General features: G+C 32.3%; 20 protein-coding genes and 1 pseudogene. 8 read left to right on the top strand and 13 right to left on the bottom strand.

The genetic code is table 11. From position 1 onward, the window contains the following. Positions 1–15 precede the first annotated feature (15 nt). Complete coding sequence (acpP, locus tag AAH949_RS01535; RefSeq protein WP_134237620.1) at positions 16–249, bottom strand: acyl carrier protein; 234 nt, start codon at positions 247–249, stop codon at positions 16–18. A gap of 146 nt (positions 250–395) precedes the next feature. On the opposite strand from acpP, the gene tenA reads away from it, so the two are divergent. Further along, positions 396–1,061: a thiaminase II gene (gene tenA, locus AAH949_RS01530; protein ID WP_134237619.1), complete on the top strand. Its 666-nt coding sequence runs from the start codon at positions 396–398 to the stop codon at positions 1,059–1,061. 18 nt (positions 1,062–1,079) lie between these two features. Here tenA and AAH949_RS01525 read toward each other — a convergent pair. From AAH949_RS01525 to gpmI, 3 genes and pseudogenes are all read right to left on the bottom strand, one after another. Continuing rightward, positions 1,080–1,486: pseudogene (locus tag AAH949_RS01525) on the bottom strand (pyridoxamine 5'-phosphate oxidase family protein). 8 nt (positions 1,487–1,494) lie between these two features. Further along, positions 1,495–2,238 carry a 3-oxoacyl-ACP reductase FabG gene (fabG, locus tag AAH949_RS01520; RefSeq protein ID WP_134237617.1) on the bottom strand — a complete coding sequence of 248 codons (744 nt, stop codon included), beginning with the start codon at positions 2,236–2,238 and terminating at the stop codon, positions 1,495–1,497. Positions 2,239–2,307: 69 nt separating this feature from the next. Continuing rightward, on the bottom strand, positions 2,308–3,786 hold the full coding sequence (gpmI, locus tag AAH949_RS01515; protein ID WP_348518765.1) for a 2,3-bisphosphoglycerate-independent phosphoglycerate mutase: 1,479 nt from the start codon (positions 3,784–3,786) through the stop codon (positions 2,308–2,310). 79 nt (positions 3,787–3,865) lie between these two features. Between gpmI and mraY the strand changes: the two genes are divergently transcribed. Together mraY and murD are read left to right on the top strand one after the other, a co-directional pair. Further along, positions 3,866–4,927: a phospho-N-acetylmuramoyl-pentapeptide-transferase gene (gene mraY / locus AAH949_RS01510; RefSeq protein WP_348518764.1), complete on the top strand. Its 1,062-nt coding sequence runs from the start codon at positions 3,866–3,868 to the stop codon at positions 4,925–4,927. Continuing rightward, positions 4,927–6,138: a UDP-N-acetylmuramoyl-L-alanine--D-glutamate ligase gene (gene murD, locus AAH949_RS01505; protein ID WP_134237614.1), complete on the top strand. Its 1,212-nt coding sequence runs from the start codon at positions 4,927–4,929 to the stop codon at positions 6,136–6,138. Before mraY ends, murD begins: the two co-directional genes overlap by 1 nt. 152 nt (positions 6,139–6,290) lie before the next feature. Here murD and rsfS read toward each other — a convergent pair whose 3' ends face one another. After that, positions 6,291–6,617, bottom strand: a complete 327-nt coding sequence (gene rsfS / locus AAH949_RS01500; RefSeq protein ID WP_348518763.1) for a ribosome silencing factor — start codon at positions 6,615–6,617, stop codon at positions 6,291–6,293. Positions 6,618–6,645: 28 nt separating this feature from the next. Continuing rightward, a complete protein-coding gene (nadD, locus tag AAH949_RS01495) occupies positions 6,646–7,191 on the bottom strand; it encodes a nicotinate (nicotinamide) nucleotide adenylyltransferase (protein WP_348518762.1) in 546 nt (181 codons plus the stop codon). 59 nt (positions 7,192–7,250) lie between these two features. Between nadD and gap the strand changes: the two genes are divergently transcribed. From gap to AAH949_RS01470, 5 genes are read left to right on the top strand one after another with little or no spacing between them, the layout of a single operon-like run. Continuing rightward, positions 7,251–8,249, top strand: coding sequence for a type I glyceraldehyde-3-phosphate dehydrogenase (gap, locus tag AAH949_RS01490; RefSeq protein ID WP_348518761.1), 999 nt, complete (start codon positions 7,251–7,253; stop codon positions 8,247–8,249). 2 nt (positions 8,250–8,251) lie between these two features. Continuing rightward, positions 8,252–9,454: a phosphoglycerate kinase gene (locus tag AAH949_RS01485; RefSeq protein ID WP_348518760.1), complete on the top strand. Its 1,203-nt coding sequence runs from the start codon at positions 8,252–8,254 to the stop codon at positions 9,452–9,454. Then, the gene (locus tag AAH949_RS01480; RefSeq protein WP_348518759.1) at positions 9,451–10,122 is read left to right on the top strand and encodes a triose-phosphate isomerase; all 672 of its coding nucleotides are present in this window, start codon (positions 9,451–9,453) and stop codon (positions 10,120–10,122) included. Before AAH949_RS01485 ends, AAH949_RS01480 begins: the two co-directional genes overlap by 4 nt. Before the next feature lie 3 nt (positions 10,123–10,125). After that, a complete protein-coding gene (gene fabI / locus AAH949_RS01475; RefSeq protein ID WP_348518758.1) occupies positions 10,126–10,950 on the top strand; it encodes an enoyl-ACP reductase FabI in 825 nt (274 codons plus the stop codon). Positions 10,951–10,952: 2 nt separating this feature from the next. Next, entirely contained in the window at positions 10,953–12,452 is a 1,500-nt protein-coding gene (locus AAH949_RS01470) for a hydrogenase small subunit (RefSeq protein WP_348518757.1), read from the top strand. Here the strand turns inward: AAH949_RS01470 and feoB are convergent. The 7 genes from feoB to dcuC form a co-directional block, all read right to left on the bottom strand. Further along, positions 12,449–14,485 carry a ferrous iron transport protein B gene (gene feoB, locus AAH949_RS01465; RefSeq protein WP_348518756.1) on the bottom strand — a complete coding sequence of 679 codons (2,037 nt, stop codon included), beginning with the start codon at positions 14,483–14,485 and terminating at the stop codon, positions 12,449–12,451. The genes AAH949_RS01470 and feoB overlap by 4 nt on opposite strands. Further along, a complete protein-coding gene (locus AAH949_RS01460) occupies positions 14,482–14,712 on the bottom strand; it encodes a FeoA domain-containing protein (RefSeq protein WP_134237605.1) in 231 nt (76 codons plus the stop codon). The genes feoB and AAH949_RS01460 overlap by 4 nt, the downstream gene beginning before the upstream one ends. An 84-nt stretch (positions 14,713–14,796) precedes the next feature. Beyond that, a complete protein-coding gene (locus tag AAH949_RS01455) occupies positions 14,797–15,159 on the bottom strand; it encodes a RidA family protein (RefSeq protein ID WP_134237604.1) in 363 nt (120 codons plus the stop codon). Positions 15,160–15,231: 72 nt separating this feature from the next. Beyond that, positions 15,232–16,563 (bottom strand): MmgE/PrpD family protein, encoded by a 1,332-nt coding sequence (locus AAH949_RS01450; RefSeq protein WP_348518755.1) that lies wholly within the window; start codon positions 16,561–16,563, stop codon positions 15,232–15,234. 9 nt (positions 16,564–16,572) lie between these two features. Continuing rightward, positions 16,573–17,940: an adenylosuccinate lyase gene (gene purB / locus AAH949_RS01445; RefSeq protein WP_348518754.1), complete on the bottom strand. Its 1,368-nt coding sequence runs from the start codon at positions 17,938–17,940 to the stop codon at positions 16,573–16,575. Positions 17,941–17,949: 9 nt separating this feature from the next. Beyond that, entirely contained in the window at positions 17,950–19,113 is a 1,164-nt protein-coding gene (locus AAH949_RS01440) for a PLP-dependent aspartate aminotransferase family protein (protein ID WP_134237601.1), read from the bottom strand. 12 nt (positions 19,114–19,125) lie between these two features. After that, positions 19,126–20,565, bottom strand: coding sequence for a C4-dicarboxylate transporter DcuC (gene dcuC / locus AAH949_RS01435; RefSeq protein WP_134237600.1), 1,440 nt, complete (start codon positions 20,563–20,565; stop codon positions 19,126–19,128). Between the last annotated feature and the right edge of the window lie 2 nt (positions 20,566–20,567).

The raw sequence follows: 20,567 nt of genomic DNA, 5'->3' as shown, positions 1-20,567 counted from the left end.
ATAAACAAGTAAAAATTATTTTTGAAGATTATCGATATAATTTACCACATCTTCGATTTTAACTAATTTTTCAGCATCGCTATCTGGAATTTCCACATCGAATTTTTCTTCCAAAGCCATTACAAGTTCTACAACATCTAAAGAATCCGCACCTAAATCTTCAATGATTTTAGATTCCATTTTTACAGAATCAGCATCTACGCTTAATTGTTCTACTACTACAGCTTTTACATCATCAAAAGTTGCCATTTTTTCTCCTTATATAAAATAAACGAAATGCCATTTTACTAAAAAAAAGCTAAAAATTATATAATGGAATAAAAAATATTTTATAATTACTCAGTAATTATATGTATAATATAATTATTATCAATTTTATTTTTAAGGACAAAATAATGCTTTTTTCACAACTTATAAAAGAAAATTCAAAAATTTGGGATGAATATTTACATCATGAATTTGTAAAAAAATTAGAAAATGGAAGTTTAAATAAAGAAAATTTTCTTTTTTATCTTAAACAAGATTATATTTATCTGATCAATTATGCAAAATGTTATGCAAGACTTGCACTAAATGCAAATACGGCAAAAGAATTGCGTTTTGCTATGAAATTTCAAAACTATATCATAGAAGGCGAAATTGAACTTCATAAAAGCATTTTAAATTTAGGCATTGATGCGGATAATTTAAGCGTCAAAGATGAAAGTATAGTAAATATTGCTTATACGCGTTATATGTTAAGTGTGGGCGAAAGCGGAGATTTTTTAGATATGTTAGTGGCTCTTAGTGCTTGTGCCATAGGTTATGGTTATATAGGAGCTGAAATTTATCAAAGACTTGGAGAGAAAAATTTAGCAAATCATCCCTATAAGGAGTGGATCTTAACTTACGCAGGCAAAGAATTTCAAAATGAAATTCAAGAATTTGAGGAATTTTTAAATTCTTATACTCAAAAAATATCACAAGAAAAATTTAAAAAGTTAAGTGAAATTTTTTACAATGTAGTGCGTTTAGAAAGTGCTTTTTGGGAGCATGCTTTAAAAATGCAAATTGAAATTTAAAGCAAGGAATTCCTTGCTTTAAGCTTTAAAAAGTTTAAACTCTCCATTACTAAATTGCATTCTAGCACTCAAATTATCAAGATAAAAAACTTCAAATTTAGCATTTAGCGGATTTTCATATAAATCCGCTAAATAAGGATATTTTTCAAACATCATCTTTTTTACTTCTAAATTTGATTCAAAAACCGCATTGGCTCTAAGTCTTAAAAAGTGCCACTTTTTGCACAAGAACAAAACTCGATTCCATTGTAACTTTTTATATGTTTAAAAAGTCCTTTAGAATTTGAAGTGCAAAAATAAATCCTATCTCCTACAAGTAAAGGGCTTTGTATAGGACGCACTCTAGGATTTCCACAAGTGCCTAAAGTGGCTAAAAATGCCGGCGCATTATCATCTAAAAATTGTACAATTTCCTTTAAATCCATCTTTTTCCTTACATATATAAACCGCCATTAATCTTAAGTACATCGCCTGTTACATAAGAAGCATAGTCGCTAAGTAAAAATGCCACACAATTTGCCACTTCTTCAGGTTCTGCAAAGCGTTTTAAAGGGATATTATCTTGATAAGCTTGTTTAATTTCATCGCTTAAAACTTCAGTCATATCGCTTTTAATAAAACCTGGGGTTACACAATTAAAACGCAAATTTCTGCTCGCACCTTCTTTAGCAAAAGATTTAGTCATCGCAATCATTCCACCTTTGCTTGCAGAATAATTAACTTGTCCAGCATTTCCCATCTCTCCTACGATTGAAGCGATATTTACCACCGCACCAAAGCGTTTTTTACTCATAATTTTTAAAGCTTCCCTGCAACCTAAAAATGCTGAATTTAAATTCGTATCCACAACGCCACTAAAATCTTCTAATTTCATTCTTAAAGCGAGTTTATCATTGGTTACACCTGCATTATTAACAAGATAACTAAGCTCTCCATCGCTTTCTACTATAGTTTTTACCCCATTTTCAATTTCATCTTCTTTACTTGCATCAAATTTAATCACAGCAGCCTCGCCACCATTTGCAATAATTTCATCTTTTAAAGCATCTGCAAGCTCCGGCTTTGAGCGATAATTAATCCAAACTTTAAGCCCAAAACTCGCTAAAGTTTTTGCTATAGAAGCACCAATGCCTTTACTCGCACCCGTAATCAATACATTTTTTCCACTAAATTTCATCAACATTCCTTAAAAATTAAATTTTAAAATTGAGATTTTATCTTTTTTATCTCACAAAAAGCAAACAAATTAAAACAAAGCCTCATTCATTTCTTTTGGAATTTCTAAGTCTAAAATTTTAAGCACACTTGCGGCTATATTACTAAGTCCCATATTTTCTTTGATTTTAGAAACTCCTTTTGCTTCAACAAAAACAAAAACATCAAAAGTGGTATGATTTGTCAGCAAATTTCCTTTTTCATCTTGCATAGCTTCACAATTTCCATGATCGCTTGTGATAATAAAAGCATAATCATGTTTTCTCGCACACTCCACAACTTCACCCAAGCAACTATCCACTGCCTCAACGGCCTTAACCGCCGCATCAAAATCACCTGTATGTCCTACCATATCACCATTTGCAAAATTTACAACTATAAAATCCTCACCTTTTTCTATCCCTTTTTTGACTGCTTCGCACACTTCAAAAGCACTCATATCAGGCTTTTCATCGTAAGTTTTTACCTTTGGACTTGGAATTAAAACCCTTGTTTCATTTTCCAAAAGCTCTTCTTTTCCACCATTAAAAAAGAAGGTTACATGGGCATATTTTTCAGTTTCTGCAGTGTGAAGTTGGCTAAGTCCTGCTCTAGAAATCACCTCAGAAAGCGTGTTTTTAATCTCTTCTTTTTCAAAAAGCACACCAAGTTTAAATTTATCATCATAAACACTCATAGTGAGTAAATTTTCAAAGACTTTTTCTCGCTTGAATTCTTTAAATTCTTTAGAATTTAAAACCTCTATGAGTTGTTTCATTCTATCATTTCTAAAATTGATAAAAATCAATCCATCTTCTTCCCTCATACCCTTATAATTCTCATTTTGAGCTGCCCCAATGAATTCATCAGTAATATTTTCTTGATAGCATTTTTCTAAATACTGGACTAAATTTGGCACACCTTTACTTTTACCCAATAAACAATCATAATACTCCTTAACCCTTTCCCAACGCTTATCCCTATCCATAGCATAAAAACGCCCACAAAGCGTAGCAAAATGCACACCCAAATTCTCGCAATGCTTTTCTAATTTTTTAATAAATTCTAAACCAGTCGTAGGGCTTACATCGCGTCCATCAGTAATAGCGTGTGCGAAAACTTCATTGCCATTTTTGGCACAAATTTCAAGCAAAGCGTTAAAATGCGTATTCATAGAATGCACCCCACCATCGCTATAAAGCCCTATAATATGCACTCTTTTGCACTTTTGCAAAAGTTTTTTTAAATTGTCATTTTTTTCAAGCTCTTTATTTTCTATAGCCTTATTGATACGTACCAAATTTTGATAAATAATCTGACCGCTACCTATACACATATGCCCTACTTCGCTATTTCCCATTTGTCCTTCGGGTAAACCTACCGCTAAACCACTAGTTTTAAGTAAAGAATTTGGCACCTCTTTAAAAAGCCTTTCGTAATTTGGCTTTTTAGCTGCTTCAAAGGCATTAAATTCTTTATTTTCATTAAAACCAATTCCATCTGTAATCACTAAAATACATTTTTGTTTCATTTTCCACTCTTTTATAAGAAATTTTTTGGTTAAATTTTACTAGAATTAAACTTTTAAAAACCAAAAATAAGGCTAACTTTTGTATTATCTCTCTGAATTTAGTAACTATGCTTTTTTTACCTATATTAGCGTGCGTGCTGGTTTTGCGTTTTTTATAGCATTAGGTTTGACTTTATTTATTATGCCAAGATTTATTACTTGGGCAAAAGCAAAAAAAGCAAATCAACCTATCTATGAACTTGCACCCCAAAATCACAAGGTTAAATGCGACACTCCAACAATGGGTGGACTTATCTTTATAGCCTGTGCGGTTTTTACAAGTTTAATTTGCGCTAAAATTGATAATATCTTTGTTATTACCGCCCTTTTATGTTTAATTTCTTATACACTTATAGGACTTATCGATGATTTGGGAAAAATTTTAAAAAAGAACAATCACTCAGGCTTAAGCCCCAAAGTAAAACTTATAACGCAAATTGGAGCGGGATTACTTTGCGTAACACCTTTGTACTTTAGTCCAGAATTTAATACGCAATTTTACATTCCTTTTTATAAATATCCACTTTTTAATATGCAAATCTTTGCCATAGCTTTTTGGATTTTGGTTTTGATTTCAAGTTCTAATGCTGTAAATTTAACCGATGGACTTGACGGACTTGCAACCGTTCCTAGCATTTTTTCTTTGGCAACTTTAGGGATATTTTTATATTTAAGTGGAAATTTAAACTATAGCGAATATTTACTCCTGCCAAAATTTCAAGGCTTAGGCGAAGTTGTGATTATTTGCGCGGCTTTAATTGGTGCTTTGATGGGCTTTTTGTGGTATAACTGCTATCCTGCACAAATTTTTATGGGAGATAGTGGAAGTCTAAGTCTTGGAGCTTTTATCGGTTTCTTGGCTATTATCAGTAAAAATGAAATATTGCTTTTACTTATAGGTTTTGTTTTTGTTTTAGAAACCATTTCGGTTATTTTACAAGTGGGTAGTTTCAAGATTTTTCATAAAAGGGTGTTTAAAATGGCACCAATCCATCATCATTTTGAAAAAATAGGCTGGGTAGAAAATAAAATCATCGTGCGTTTTTGGATGATTGCCTTACTCACAAATTTACTAGCCCTTGCTTCACTAAAGATAAGATAATGAGAAATTCACTTTTTGGTTATGGAAAAACTACTCGTGCTATCGCAGAAATTTTGGGAAAGAAATTTGGTGGTTTTGATATTTATGATGATAAATTTCAAAACCAAGACGAAGATGAATTTGGTAACCGTCTTTTAAATCCTAAAGATTTTAATGAGAATTTAAGCAAGCTTGAAATTCCAAGTCCTGGTTTTCCAAAAGATCATATTTTGATTAAAAAGGCAAAAAATTTACAAAGCGAGTATGATTTTTTTTACGATGCAATGCCAAAATCTGTTTGGATTAGCGGGACTAATGGTAAAACCACAACCACACAAATGACACAACATTTATTAAAGCATATTGGTACACAAATGGGTGCAAATGTAGGTACACCTCTTGCTAAGCTTGATCCTTATGCTAAACTTTGGATCTTAGAAACCTCATCCTTTACCCTGCATTACACTAAAATAGCAAAACCTGAAATTTACGCACTTTTGCCTATCACGCCTGATCATCTTTCATGGCATGGAAATTTTGATAATTATGTTAAGGACAAATTAAGCGTTTTAGAAAGAATGAATGAAGGTAATGTAGCTATACTGCCAAAAATTTACGCTAAAACACCGACAAAAGCTTATGTTATAACTTATGAAGATGAATTTGAACTCGCTAAAAGATTTAGTATTGATACGCAAAAAATTAATTTTAAAACCCCATTTTTACTTGATGCTATCATGGCTTTGAGTATAGAAAAAATTTTACTTGATCGCGCTAGTATTGATTTTTTAAATACCTTTGTGATGGAAAATAATAAATTAGAAGAATTTAAAGATAAAAAAAATAGACTTTGGGTCAATGATACAAAAGCTACCAACGAAAGTGCCGTAATGGCGGCTCTGAATCGCTACAAGGATAAAAAAATTCATCTCATTATAGGTGGTGATGATAAAGGGGTAGATTTAAACCCCTTGTTTGAATTTATGAAAAATTTTGATATAGAACTCTACGCCATAGGAACTAGCACTAAAAAAATGCTTGATTATGCTTTAAAAACGAATTTGAAAGCTCACAAATGTGAAATCCTAGAAAAAGCCGTGCAAGAAATTTCTAAAGTTTTGCAAGAAAATGAAGTAGCCTTGCTTAGCCCAGCTTGTGCAAGTTTGGATCAATTTAGCTCATATTTAGAACGCGGAGAAACTTTTAAAAAGGAAGTGGCAAAAATTCAATAATTTTTAACTTTTATAAAACAACGGTTGTAAAAACAAAGTTTTCTAAAAAATTCAGCAAAAAGAATCTTTCAAAAAATATCCAAGCAATAAAGATCTTTAATAAGTAAAAATTTATCAAAAATCTTATTTATTTCAAATTTTATATTTTAAAGTTAAGTCTTGCTTTTTTTAAGGCTTTCTAATAATTCTTCTATATTATAAATTCCTCTATGTTCTGGGGTTAAAAGATGGATAAGTATGTCGCCTAAATCAATCACACTCCATTCTTCGCTGCTTTCTATGTTTAAAAACTCTTCGCCCTTGGCTTTTAGCTTGGTTTTAAGCTCATCGATTAAAGATAAAGCGTGCCTTTCACCCAAAGTTGCAGCAATGATAACATATTTTACAAAGTATTCTTGCTCGCTCATATCGAAAGTTTTTACATCTTCTGCTTTTTTTTCATCTAAAATTTTAACGATTAAATCTACTCTTTCTTGCATTTTTTTCCTTTAAATTTTTGAAATTGTATCAGTTTTTTTGTAATTTTTCATAATAGCTTTTTACCTCATCTTTAATCTCATCACAAACTTCATTAGTATCTAAAGTACTTCGTATAAAAGATGAAGCAATTTTTATATCGGTTTTTAAATCTTTAAAATTCTTTGGGATTTCTATACCATTGCGATTTGCAATGATAAATTCCACTAAAGAATTTAATTTTTCAAATTCGTGCCAAAGATGAAGTTTTTCTAAATGATCTGCACCGATTAAAAGATAAAATTTACTAGGATGATAAATCTTATAAAGATACTCCACGCTTTCAATGCTTGGTACAGGGCGTTTTTGCTTGATTTCAAAGTCGCAAATTTCTACTTTTTCTAAATTCCCCCAAAGTTTTTCCACCCAAAAAAATCTTTGCTTTTCATCGGCAAAAAAGCCTTTTTTAAAAGGATTAATAAAAGTAGGCATGATCACAAGCTTATCAATATCAAGTTTAGCTAAAGCTTCTGTTACAATAGCGTTATGTCCTTTATGTGGCGGATCAAAACTACCACCAAAAAGTGCGATTTTCATTAAATTTTTAACCTTTTTTTTGTAGAATAGTAGCATTTTATTTTGCAAAAGGAAATTAAATGGCTATAAAAGTTGCTATAAATGGTTTTGGGCGTATAGGAAGATGTGTTGCAAGAATTATTTCGGAGCGTGATGATATCGAGCTTGTGGCAATTAATGATACCACAGATATTGAACTTACAAAATATCTTTTTAAATATGACACGGTGCATGGTGAATTTAAAGGTGAAGTAGATAGCAAAGGTAATGATTTAATCATCAATGGCAAGTTAATCAAAGTATTTAAAAGTCGCGATGTAAAAGATCTTGACTTTGCAAAATACGGTGCACAAATTGTTTTAGAATGCACCGGTGCACATTTAACGAAAGAAAAATGTCAAGGCTTTTTAGATATGGGAGTGCAAAAAGTGATCATGAGCGCTCCGGCAAAAGATGATACACCTACTTATGTTTTAGGGGTAAATTCACAAAATTATCAAGGTGAAAATATCATTTCAAATGCAAGTTGTACTACAAACTGCTTAGGACCTGTGTGCCGTGTTTTACAAGATAGTTTTGGCATAGAAAAAGGTCTTATGACGACCATACATGCTTACACAAACGGACAAAGCATTATTGATGCAAAAGCCAAAGATAAACGCCGTTCTCGCGCTGCAGCACAAAATATCATCCCAACTTCTACAGGTGCTGCAAAAGCTATGAAACTTGTAATGCCAGAACTTAATGGCAAACTTCACGGACAAAGCATGCGTGTGCCAGTGATTGATGTTTCAAGTGTGGATTTAACCGCACAACTTAGCAGAAAAGTTAGCAAAGAAGAGCTTAATGAAGCTTTTAGAAAAGCTGCTAATGGAAATTTAAAAGGCATTTTACTAGTAGATGATGATGAGAGAGTATCAAGCGATTTTATCACTTCGCCTTATGGGGCTATTGTAGCAAGTGATTTAACTCAAGTGATTGCAGATGATTTTATCAAAGTGATTGCTTGGTATGATAATGAGTGGGGCTATTCAAGCCGCTTGGTAGATATGGCTGTGTATATTTCACAAAAGGCTTAATAATGAGTGATATTATTTCCATAAAAGATATTAATTTAGCAGGTAAAAAAGTTTTTATAAGATGTGATTTTAATGTTCCGCAAGATGATTTTTTAAATATCACTGATGATAGACGCATCAGATCGGCAATTCCTACGATAAGATATTGTTTGGATAATGGTTGTAGCGTGATTTTAGCCTCACATTTAGGTCGTCCAAAAGAAATTAGTTCAAAATATTCCCTAGAACCTGTTGCAAAACGCTTAGCAAGACTAATGAGTAAAGATGTGATTATGGCTAAAGATGTTATAGGCGAAGATGCAAAAAATAAAGCTACAAATTTAAAAGCAGGCGAAATTTTATTGCTTGAAAATTTGCGTTTTGAAAAAGGCGAAACTAAAAACGATGAAAATTTAGCTAAAGAATTAGCTTCTTTTGCAGAAGTTTATATCAATGATGCTTTTGGTGTGTGTCATAGAGCACATTCTAGCGTGGAAGCTATTACTAAATTTTTTGATGAAGAACATAAAGGCGCAGGATTTTTACTTCAAAAAGAAATCGATTTTGCTCAAAATCTTATCAAATATCCTACTCGTCCTTTTGTAGCCGTTGTAGGCGGATCAAAGGTAAGTGGAAAATTACAAGCTTTAACTAATCTCTTACCAAAAATCGACAAACTCATCATCGGTGGTGGTATGGCTTTTACTTTTCTAAAAGCACAAGGTTATGATATAGGAAATTCACTTTTAGAAGAAGGATTGATAGAAGAAGCAAAAAATATTCTCACAAAAGGCAAAGAACTAGGGGTTAAAATTTACCTACCTGTTGATGTGATCGCAGCACAAACTTGCTCCCAAGAAGCCGTGATGAAATATGTGCCAATTCAAGAAATTCCTGCAGGTTGGATGGGGCTTGATATTGGTCCTGCAAGTGGAAGGCTTTTTAGGGAAGTTTTAGCTGATGCTCAAACCATTTGGTGGAATGGACCTATGGGCGTTTTTGAGATCGATAAATTTTCAAAAGGTAGCATTAAAATGAGCCATTATATTAGCGAAAGCAATGCCACAACCGTTGTGGGTGGTGGCGATACTGCTGATGTTGTAGCTCGTGCTAGAGATACAGATGAAATGACTTTCATTTCTACAGGTGGTGGTGCCTCACTTGAGCTTATCGAAGGTAAAGAACTTCCAGGTGTTAAGCCTTTAAAAGCCAAGGTTATAGAATGATATTTGCCGCAAATTTAAAATGCAATCATACAAGATCAAGTTTTAAACTTTATGCAAATACCTTAAACAAAGCCCTTGAAAGCACAAACGATGAAATCATTGTTTTTCCACCAAGCATAGCTTTCTTAGAAGATAAGTGCAATTTCATACAAGGGGCGCAAAATTTTTATCCTTGTGTAAATGGTGCATTTACAGGCGAAATAGGTAAAATGCACTTGGATGAATTTAGCATAAAATGCGTTTTAATAGGACATTCTGAAAGAAGAGCTTTGGGTGATGAAAATCTTATTAAAGCTAAATTTGATTTTGCAAAAGAGCATGGTTTTAAAATTATTTTTTGCATAGGCGAGGATTTAGAAATCAAAAATCAAAATAAAACCTTAGAATTCTTAGAAAAACAATTAAAAATAATTGACTTAAATTATGAAAATTTAATCATTGCTTATGAACCTATTTATTCCATAGGAACTGGAGTGAGTGCTACAAAAGAAGATATTAACAAGGTGCTTGAATTCATTTCTTCGCTTAGCAAAGCACCTTTACTTTATGGCGGAAGTGTGAATGAAAATAATATTAAAGAAATTTTAGCTATTAATCATTGTAGCGGGGTTTTAATTGGATCTGCTGCTTTAAAAGTAGAAAATTTTATAAAATTAATTAAAGGATAAAAAATGATAATGAAAGGTAAAAAAGGTCTTATTGTAGGTGTTGCAAATAATAAATCCATTGCTTATGGTATAGCAAAAGCTTGCTTTGAGCAAGGGGCGAGTTTGGCTTTTACTTTTTTAAATGATGCTTTAAAAAAACGCGTTGAGCCTATCGCAGAAGAGTTTAATTCTAAATTTGTTTATGAACTTGATGTGAATAATGAAGAACATTTAGCAAGCATAGCCGATAAAGTTAAAAAAGATTTAGGCGAGATCGATTTTATAGTTCATGCAGTAGCTTACGCACCAAAAGAAGCCTTAGAAAATTCCTTTTTGGAAACTTCAAAAGAAGCCTTTGATATTGCAATGGGAACTTCTGTGTATTCTTTACTTTCTTTAACAAGAGCAGTGCTTCCAGTGCTTAAAGAAAATGGTTCAATTTTAACACTAAGCTATCTTGGTGGTGTTAAGTATGTACCTCATTATAATGTTATGGGTGTGGCAAAAGCAGCACTTGAAAGCTCTGTGCGTTATTTAGCAAGAGATTTGGGCATAAAAGGAATTCGCGTTAATGCAATTTCAGCAGGACCTATTAAAACTTTAGCAGCAAGCGGGATAGGCGATTTTAGAATGATACTAAAATACAATGAAATCAATGCCCCATTAAAACGCAATGTAAGCACTCAAGATGTAGGAAATTCAGCAATGTATTTACTTAGCGATTTAGCACGAGGGGTAACTGGCGAGGTGCATTATGTCGATGCGGGATATAATATCATGGGTATGGGCGATGTAGAAAAAGATGAAAATGGAAATACCATACTTTGCTGGGACAAACAAAAAGGATAAAAATGACAAAACTTAGCAATGAGGAATTAAAAGAAATACTCACAAAACGCATTGAAAAAATCAAAAATTCAAGTTTAGTAGATGAAAAAAACATCAACGAAGAAAGCGTTAAAACTCTTGCTAAGCATTTATCTTTAGGCAATGAAATTCCGCCTTTAGCAGCGAAATTTTTTCAAATTGCACCGAAAATGAAAGTCGTTTGGCTTCATCTTTGCGAATGCACGGGGTGTAGTGAGAGTTTGTTGCGTTCAGAGCTTCCTAGTTTTGATGAATTTATTTTTGATTTTTTTTCTTTAGAATACCACGAAACCTTAATGGCTGCAAATGGGACTAAGGCTGAAGAACTTTTAGAGGAAGTTTTAGAAGATGAATTTGTTTTGGCTGTAGAAGGCGGTGTTGCAGCTATTGATACCTTTTTTCTTACTATCGGATCAAAAGGCGAAAGTGGCTTTGAAATTCTTAACAAACTAGCTACTAAAGCTAAAGCTATTTTTGCAGTAGGTACTTGCTCAAGCTATGGTGGAATCCAAGCTGCTTATCCAAATCCTAGTAAAACTTGCGGTATAAGCGAAGTTTTAAGCCAAAAGGTAGTTAATATCCCCGGTTGTCCGCCAAGTGATGTTAATATCATAGCAAATTTAGCTTTTTATGCACTTTTTGATACCTTACCAGAGCTTGACGCACAAAATAGACCTGTATGGGCTTATGGAAAATGTTTGCACGATTTATGCGAAAGAAAAGCGAAATTTGAAAGTGGCATTTTTGCGGATACTTTTGATGATGAAAAGGCTAAAAATGGAGCTTGTTTATTTAAAATAGGTTGCAAGGGACCTTATACTTATAATAATTGTCCCAAAGTAAAATTTAATTCCAAAACCTCATGGCCAGTAGCCGCAGGGCATGGATGTATCGCTTGTAGTGAAAAAAATTTCTGGGATGAATTTGGAAATTATGAAAAACCTATGGCAAATATTTTTTCTTATGCTAAGCTTACAAATGAAAAACAAAATATAGAATTTACGCTCAAAGAGCAGATTGAAATTTTATCAACTATGGACTTTGAATTTGAAAGCAATGTTAAACTTATTTTACAAAATATAGCTAAAAATAAACTTGGGGCATCATTGATAGAAAATTACAAAAAAGCATTTGAAAAAAATTATCATTTTATAGAACAAAATTTTGATGAAAATTCTCAAATTTCAAATGATATTTGGAAATATTTTGAAATTAATTTTATTTTAGCCAAGGGTGAATTTTTAAAAGATAAAAATGACTTTTTAAATGCAGCAAAAAATTATGCTTTTAAACATGCAAGTCCTTATGATTTTAAACTCACTCTTGCCGAAAAATCAAAGCTTGATATTAGCAAATCCTTTCGTATGCCTTTAATTTATCTTTGCGGTGGACTTGATTTTGAAGGTATTGCTTATAGTGCTTTAAAAGCTTTTGAAAAAAGCATTCAAAGCGTGGTGGAATTTAACAAGCAAAAAATAGGTTAATTTAACACAAATTTTGTAATATTTAAACCCACAAAAGCGACTATATAAGCCACAGTGCAAGTAAAGATAAAAAGATATAAAGTATATTTAGCTTTACCGCTTTCTTTTGAAAAGACTATAGTAGCTGCAAAGCAAGGATTGTAAATCATTACAAATAAAATATAAGCTACCGCAGTTGGAAATGGGATAGTCTTTGCAATGGTTTCTCTTAAAGCTAAATTTTCTTCATCTACTTCAGAACCCAAAGAATAAAGCACTCCCATGGTTGAAATCATCACTTCTTTTGCCGCTAAACCGCTGACTAAAGAAACGCTTAATTTCCAATCAAGCTCAAGCGGAGCAAACACAGGCTCAATAGCCTTGCCAAACTGTCCTAAATAACTATTTTCAATAGCAAGCTCTTGTTTTTCTAATTCACTCAAATTTACATCAGCAACATTATTTTGCGGAAAGTTACTCGCAAACCATATAAGTAAAGATGCTAAAAGTATGAAAGTTCCAGCCTTTTTAAGATACATTTTAGCTTTATTGTAAACCATAAACCAAACTAAATGCCAATTTGGCATACGGTATTTTGGCATTTCCATTACAAAAGGCTCATCAAATCCACGAAAAGCTGTCATTCTTAAAAGTTTTGCCGCACAAAGTCCTAAAATCGCACCTAAAATGTAAATTCCAAAAAGATAATTTCCTGCTTTTTCGCTTGGAAAAAAAGCCCCGATGAAAAGTACATAAACAGGAAGTCTCGCACCGCAACTCATAAAATTTATAACAAAAAGAGTTAAAAGTCTATCCCTTTTATTCTTTAGCGTTCGTGTAGCCATAAAAGCCGGCACAGAACAACCAAAACCAGTAATAAGTGGAATAAAACTTTTTCCATGTAAGCCAAATTTATGCAAAATTCCATCAAGCAAAAAAGCGACTCTTGACATATAACCTGTTGTCTCTAAAAGTGCGATGCCAAAAAACAAGATGATAATATTTGGCAAAAACAATACCACAGCACCCACACCACCTATTATTCCATCAGCCAAAATAGAAGCTAAAAGTTCATTAGAAATATACTCTTTGCATAAATTACCAAAGGCGGCAAATCCACTCTCTATATAATCCATAGGAATTTGTCCTAAAGTAAAAGTTAGCTGAAATAAAGCCCACATAAAAAATAAAAATATAGGAATTCCTAAATATTTATTTGTCAAAATAGCATCAATATTTTTGGTGAGATTTTTATTCTTTTTTTTGCTTTGGCTTAAAACCTTCATCGCTACCGCTTTTGCAAAAGCCATTAAATTTTCTCTAAAAATCATATTTAAATCTTGAGTGTCGTACTCCATAAATAACCTATTACGCGCACTATTAATAAGTGAATTTAACTCATCAAATTCACTTTGCTGTTTTCCTAACAATAAATCAAAAGCAAATTGCCTATTAGAAAGATCATGGTGATTTAATTTTTTATTATTTAAAAATTCAGTGATTTTGTCAAGTTCATTTTCAATAACATCGCTATAAATTCTTTGCGGAGCGATGAACTGTTTTTCGTGATTTTGGATAATAAGTTCTAATAAGCTATTTAAATTTTGCTTTGTTTTTGCAGAAACACTAATACAAGGAATTTTTAAAAGCTCTTCTAGAGCCTTGTCATTAATCCAAGCACCTTCATTGTGCGCCTCATCTTGCATATTTAAAGCTAAAATCATTTTTTTATTTATATCCAAAAGTTGCATACTTAAAGCAAGATTGCGTTCTAAATTTGTAGAATCTAAAACATTAACAATAATATCGTAATTTTCATTTTCTATGTAATTTTTTGTGATTTTTTCTTCTTCAGAATAACCATCTAAGGCATAAGTTCCAGGCAAATCAATAAATTTAATTTCATAATCTTTATAATATGCCTTTGCCACAGCCTTTTCAACGGTTACACCTGGGAAATTTCCCACTTTCATATTAGCTTTACACAAAGCATTAATCAAAAGACTTTTACCCACATTAGGTTGCCCTACAAGTACAACATTAATTTTTTTCATTGCGTTATCTTTTGTATTTTAATTGTTTTTGCTTCATTGGCTCTTAAAATCACGCAACTATTTTCGAGTTCCACCATTAAAGTAGATTTTCTTAAAGATGATGAAATTTTTTTAATTTTTCTCCCTTTGATAAAACCAAAACTAAAAAATCTATTTTTAAGCTCATCAGAAGCATCAATATCAATAATTAAAGCTACTTCATCATCTTTTAAAACATCAAGCGTCATTTTGCATCCTTAAGAAACAATAAATAAAAAATTGTAACATTTTTAAGATAAATCATATCTTAATTTTGATAACGATTAGCAAATTTATTTTTTAAATGCTATAGCTTCAATTTCAACCTTTACACCCTTAGGAAGATCTTTAACGGCAATAGCTGAACGCGCAGGATAAGGGGCTTTAAAAAACTTGGCATAAATTTCATTCATTGGAGTAAATTCATTAATGTCTGCTAAAAAAACCGTTGTTTTCACTACATTTTCAAAACCAAGTCCATTTTCTTCTAATATAGCTTGCAAATTCTTTAAAACTTGAGTGCTTTGCTGAGCAATATCTCCATTTACAACTTCACCATTTTGCGGATCAATAGGAATTTGACCTGATATAAAAATAAAACTATTCGCTTCTCTATAAGCCGAATATGGACCAATAGCTTTTGGATATCTTTGCATAAATTTTCCTTTCAAAATACAATAAAATCAAATTTTAGCAAAGATATGTAATTTTTAAGTTTTTATTAAAAGCTAAAAAGAAAAAGTTTGTAAATTTTCTAGATCTTGAATTTGATTTATTATATTTTGTGCTCTTTTTAGTTCGACACTTCTTAAGGCATTATCTAAAAATTTAGCCTTTAGCTCTTCAAAGCTCAAAGGATTATCGAAATTACCTTTATTTATAAATACATCCTTTTTAATCACTCTTCTATCTTGCAAAATAGCTTCTATATGCCCTGGGAAATACTTTGGAAAGCCGCTTGATTTTCTTTTTTCATAAGTGATTTTTTTAGCAAATTCTAGTACTTCATCTCTTTTTAAATTTTCATAAGAAGTCAAGGTAATTTTGCCATCAAAAAAACCTAAAGCCATCAAAAAAGGCATGGAAAATTTAGCCGCGTAAGCACTATTTGGGGTATATTTTGCTTCTAAAGGATCACAAATAAAAGAAATAGGCACCTCATCTACAAAACAATGTATGCTTTTAATTTCGTCTGCTTTTAAGCCGTCATTTCTTAAAGCAATAGCACAATCAATAAGCCCATGTGCAAAATGACAACTCGGATAAGGCTTTATAGAAACTTGCATAACTTGCCAAATTTCACCCAAAGCTTCACAAAGTTTAGCTTTATCGCAATCTTGCTCTATGCCAAAACATCTAAAGATATTATCCCTTCCTTCAAAGATACTAAGAGGACCACTCATACCATTTTTAGCGCAATTTGCAACAAAAATTCCATTCTTTATAGCATTGGCAATATGCAAAACTTTTGAATTTGATCCATTCGATAAAAATTCATTTACCCCACTTGCAAAGCTTCCTGCAAGCCCTAAAGCATTAATGATTTGTTCTTTATTTAAATCAAGCATGACACAACTCGCACTCACACTTCCAAAAATTCCAGCAATAGCAGTAGTATGAAAACCGCGTTTGTGAAAACTTCCCTTACTTGCAATGCCAACTCTAGCAGCTACTTCCCAGCCTATGATAAAAGCTTTGATGATTTTTTTAGCATCTTTACTCACACTAAAACCATAACTCAAACAAAGCGGAGTTAAAATAGCACTTGCATGTAAAATAGCTTCTGTGTGCGTATCATCAAAATCAAGCGCATGGGCTGCTATACCATTAAGCATAGCAGCGCTTATAGCGTCAATTTTTTCCTCTTTGCCCCAAATTTGAGTATCACCTTTAGTATTAAAAACTTTTAAAGCATTATTAACACATTCTTCATTACTTGCAGCCAAAGCTGTCCCAAGGCTATCGAGCATTAATTCCTTAGCCCTTTGCACTACACTTGATGGGATATCTTCAAATTTAAGCCCTACGATAAAATCAGCTAAAATCTCGCTATAAAGCATTTTTATTTCCTATTTTAAAATTTCAGATGAAGCGATTTTTTCTAAAAATTCATCTACAAGTTTTGGTGCATAACCCACATAAGTAGTCGCATCAAGCAAGGCATCAATGTCTTTTTCATTTAATACTTTACTTACTCTTTCATCACTTAATAATACTTCTTTAAATGTTTTATGACCTTCTATGCCTCTCATCGCATTTTCATAAACAATCTCATGTGCGTGTTGCTTTCCATAATGATCACTTAATGCAAACATAACGCGTTCTGCTAAAACAAAGCCATCTAAAATATTTAGATTTTTAAGCATTTTGTCTTTTTTAACTTCTAAATCACTAAAAACAAATTTCATATTTGCCAAAACCACTGAAAGCATTAAGAAAATTTCAGGTAAAAGTTTCCATTCCATTTTCCAAACTTGTCCATCTCTTTCATGCTCATGTCTTTCAATATCACTTAAAATCGCAATATTTGCTCTTAAAGCATTACTAACAGTTACTGCATTTTCACTTACCGCAGGATTTCTTTTGTGTGGCATAGTGCTTGATCCAACTTGTCCTTTGCCAAAAGGCTCTGCTATTTCATCTATTTCATTGTGTGTAAGGATTAAAAGCTGATGTGCTATTTTGTTAAAGGTTGCATTAATATTTCCTAAAACATAACCAAGCTCTATAAAACGATCTCTTGCAGGCTGCCAAGAAATATCAGGTACATTTAAATCTAAATTTTCCAAAGTTAGCTTTTCTACTTCATTACACTCATCGCTTAAACTTGCTTTAGTTCCTACTGCACCTACGATTAAACCTACATATAATCTTTTTTCAAGCTCCATTATCCTATCATAATGGCGGTTTAATTCACTAAGCCAAATAGCAACTTTGTGTCCAAAAGTTATAGGTAAAGCTTGCAAAGCTAAAGTTCTTCCCATCATAGGGGTGTTTTTATGTGTTTTAGCAAGTTTTGCTAAATCTTTTGCTATAGCCTTTAACTCGCTTTTTATGATTTGCATTGCTTCTTTAAATTGCAAAACAAGTCCAGTATCAATAATATCTTGAGTAGTAACTCCAAAATGCACAAATTCGCCCAAACCATTTTCACAAGCCTTTTCTAAACCACGAACGGTCGGCACTAAAGGATGTTTGGTTTTTTTAAATTCAGCATAGATAAAATCCATATCCATAAATTCATAATGAGCTTTTTTTGCTATCTCTTCTGCGGCATCTTCTGGTATGATTTTAAGCTTTGCTTGTGCTTTTGCTAGGGCAGCTTCTACATCAAGCCATTTTTGAATTCTATTTTCTTCACTAAAAATAGCTCTCATTGCAGGAGTGCTCCAAGAATCTGCTAATAATCTATGATCAAATACACTAATTCCTGTCATTTTATCCCCTTATTTTTTAATACTATCAAAAGCCTGTGTTAAATCAGCAATTAAATCTTTTGTATCTTCAAGCCCTATATGAAATCTTACAAATGGACCTCTTGCACTCCAATCGGTTGCTGTTCTTGGCGGAGTAGTAACGGTTGCTAAACTTTCATATCCACCCCAACTAGCACCTATTGAAAAATACTCTAATTTATCTACGAATTTAATAGCATCTTCTTTGCTATACCCATTTGCAAATTCAATTGTAACCATACCATTTGCACCTTTATGATCACGCATAAAAATTTCATGATTTGGATGAGTTTTAATTTTTGGATAAAAAATAGTTTTTATTTCTTTTCTTGTTTGTAAAAACTCTACGATTTCATCAGCACTTTTTTCATGAGCTTTCATTCTAACATCTAGCGTTCTCATACCGCGAAGTACTAAATAAGCATCATCAGGACTTGTTGTAAAACCTAAAGCTTCAGGAAGTTTGTCAAAATTCTTCCATTCTTTTTCATTAATCACTACTATACCCATAGTAACATCTGAATGTCCACTTAAATATTTAGTTGCAGCAATAACTGAGATATCTACACCAAGCTCAAGTGGATTTAAAAAATACCCACTAGAGTATGTATTATCAATAGCTACAGGAATATTGTGAGCATGTGCTATTTTGCAAAGTTTTGGCAAATCTATGATTTCATAAAGTATAGAACCTGGACTTTCACATAAAATAAGTTTTGTATTTGGTTTAATTTTTTCTTCTACATCAGAAGCATCTGCTTTTAAGAAGTCAATTTCTACACCCATTTTTGCTAAAAATAAATCACAAATAGTTCTAACAGGTCCATAAATAGCATCAGTAATTAAAAAATGAGCATCTTTACTAGCATAATTTAAAAGCACCATAGCTAAAGCTGCAAGTCCTGTTGGGAAAAGTTGAGCTCTATGTCCGCCTTCTAGCTCACAAATTAATTTTTCTAACTCAAAATTTGTAGTCGTTCCTCTAGCGCCGTAACTTAAAACACGCTGAGTTTTTCTTAATTCTCTGTATTCTTGCCAAGTAGCGTGATCTTTAAAAAGTATGGTTGATGCACGCATAAGTGTAGGGTTAACCGATCTTACAGGAACATTTTGATCTCCTCTACCACAATGGATAAGTTTAGTTTTTGAATTCATTTTTTCTCCTTTTTATAAATAAATATAAGTCATAATAATATTAGTAATCGCAGCCACCAACATAGGAATAGCTGTTCTTTTAACCACTTGCAAAGGATTTACTTTTGCAATAGCTGAAATTGCCAAAATTGCCGGTGCTATAGGACTAACACATCTTCCAAAACCTGTCATAATTTGAATTGGTGCTATCATAGTAATGGTTTCAACACCAAAATGTTTTGCTATGTTTGGAATTAATGGCGCAAAAGAAAAAAATGCTGCATTTCCAGAACCCATCAAAAAAGCACAAACTGCAAGTAAAATAGATACTGCAATAATAATAGCAAGCACGCCAAATCCAGCACTTTGGCAATATCCTATCAAAGTATCCACAAAACCAACCGATAAAAGTCCATTTGCAAAGACCTGACCGCAAACTATCAAAGAAACTGTGATTACAAATAAATGCCCCATTCCTTTAAAGAAAATCATAATAGAATTAAGAGTTTCTACTATACTTTTATAGCGTATCATTTCAAAAATAATAGCCACAAAAGTTGAAATTACCATTGCTACTGGAACATTCATTTTAATTGCAGTGCTAGCAGCTGCTTCAACCTCTTCGACACTACTAATTCCAATCAAAACTAAAAAACTATCTAAAACCGAACTAAAACCTAATATTAAAACTAAAGGGATTATAGGCAAAATAGCATAAATTCTTGGTGGTTTTTTTAATTCTTTTTCTTTGTCCTCATTTTGACTTAATTCTTTTTCTACTTCTTGAGCGTTGAAAACAAAATTATCTCTTTTATCAAAGAATTTATTGCTAAGATAAATCGCAAGTCCCACTGCTAAAATGATTGGTAAAGTTGTAGGCAACTGATAATTTACAAAATAGATCGCAGGATCAATATCAGCCACTTTTGAAGCCATGATAACATTACCACTTCCAGGTCCATGATCTATGTATTGACAAATTGCAATCACGCTTAAGGCAGATAGTTTTGAAACACCCGAACGCACCAAAATAGGATACATGGTAACCATAAGCAAAAGTCCAAGTCCTGCATGAGATGGGATAAAAAGAACTAAAAATTGCACGATAAAATATGCAATTATAAGCAAAACATAGGGAGATTTTACCATTTTTAGAGGTTTTTCAAAAACCTTAAAAAGTGCATAGGAAGCCCCAACATGATCCATATAAGCAGAAAATCCAGCAATACACATTAAGGTAAGACCAAGACCTGCTAAAGTACTTGACATTGTTTGGTTAAAAACTTGAAAAATATCAAAAAAGGCTAAATTTAAAGAGCCTTTTTCAATAACATGTGGAGAAAGCCCAAAAATAGCAGCCAAAGAAAGCAACAACAAACCACTTAAAAGCAATGCCATGTGAGCATTGACTTTTTTATAAAGCATAAAAACAAGTAAAATTACGCTTAATAAAGAAAAACTAAGACCTAGCATGG

The organism is Campylobacter sp. CCS1377 (assembly GCF_040008265.1).
Taxonomy (GTDB): Bacteria; Campylobacterota; Campylobacteria; order Campylobacterales; family Campylobacteraceae; genus Campylobacter_D.
The sequence above is the reverse complement of the archived record's forward strand: the minus strand, read 5'-3'. Positions and strand labels throughout refer to the sequence as shown.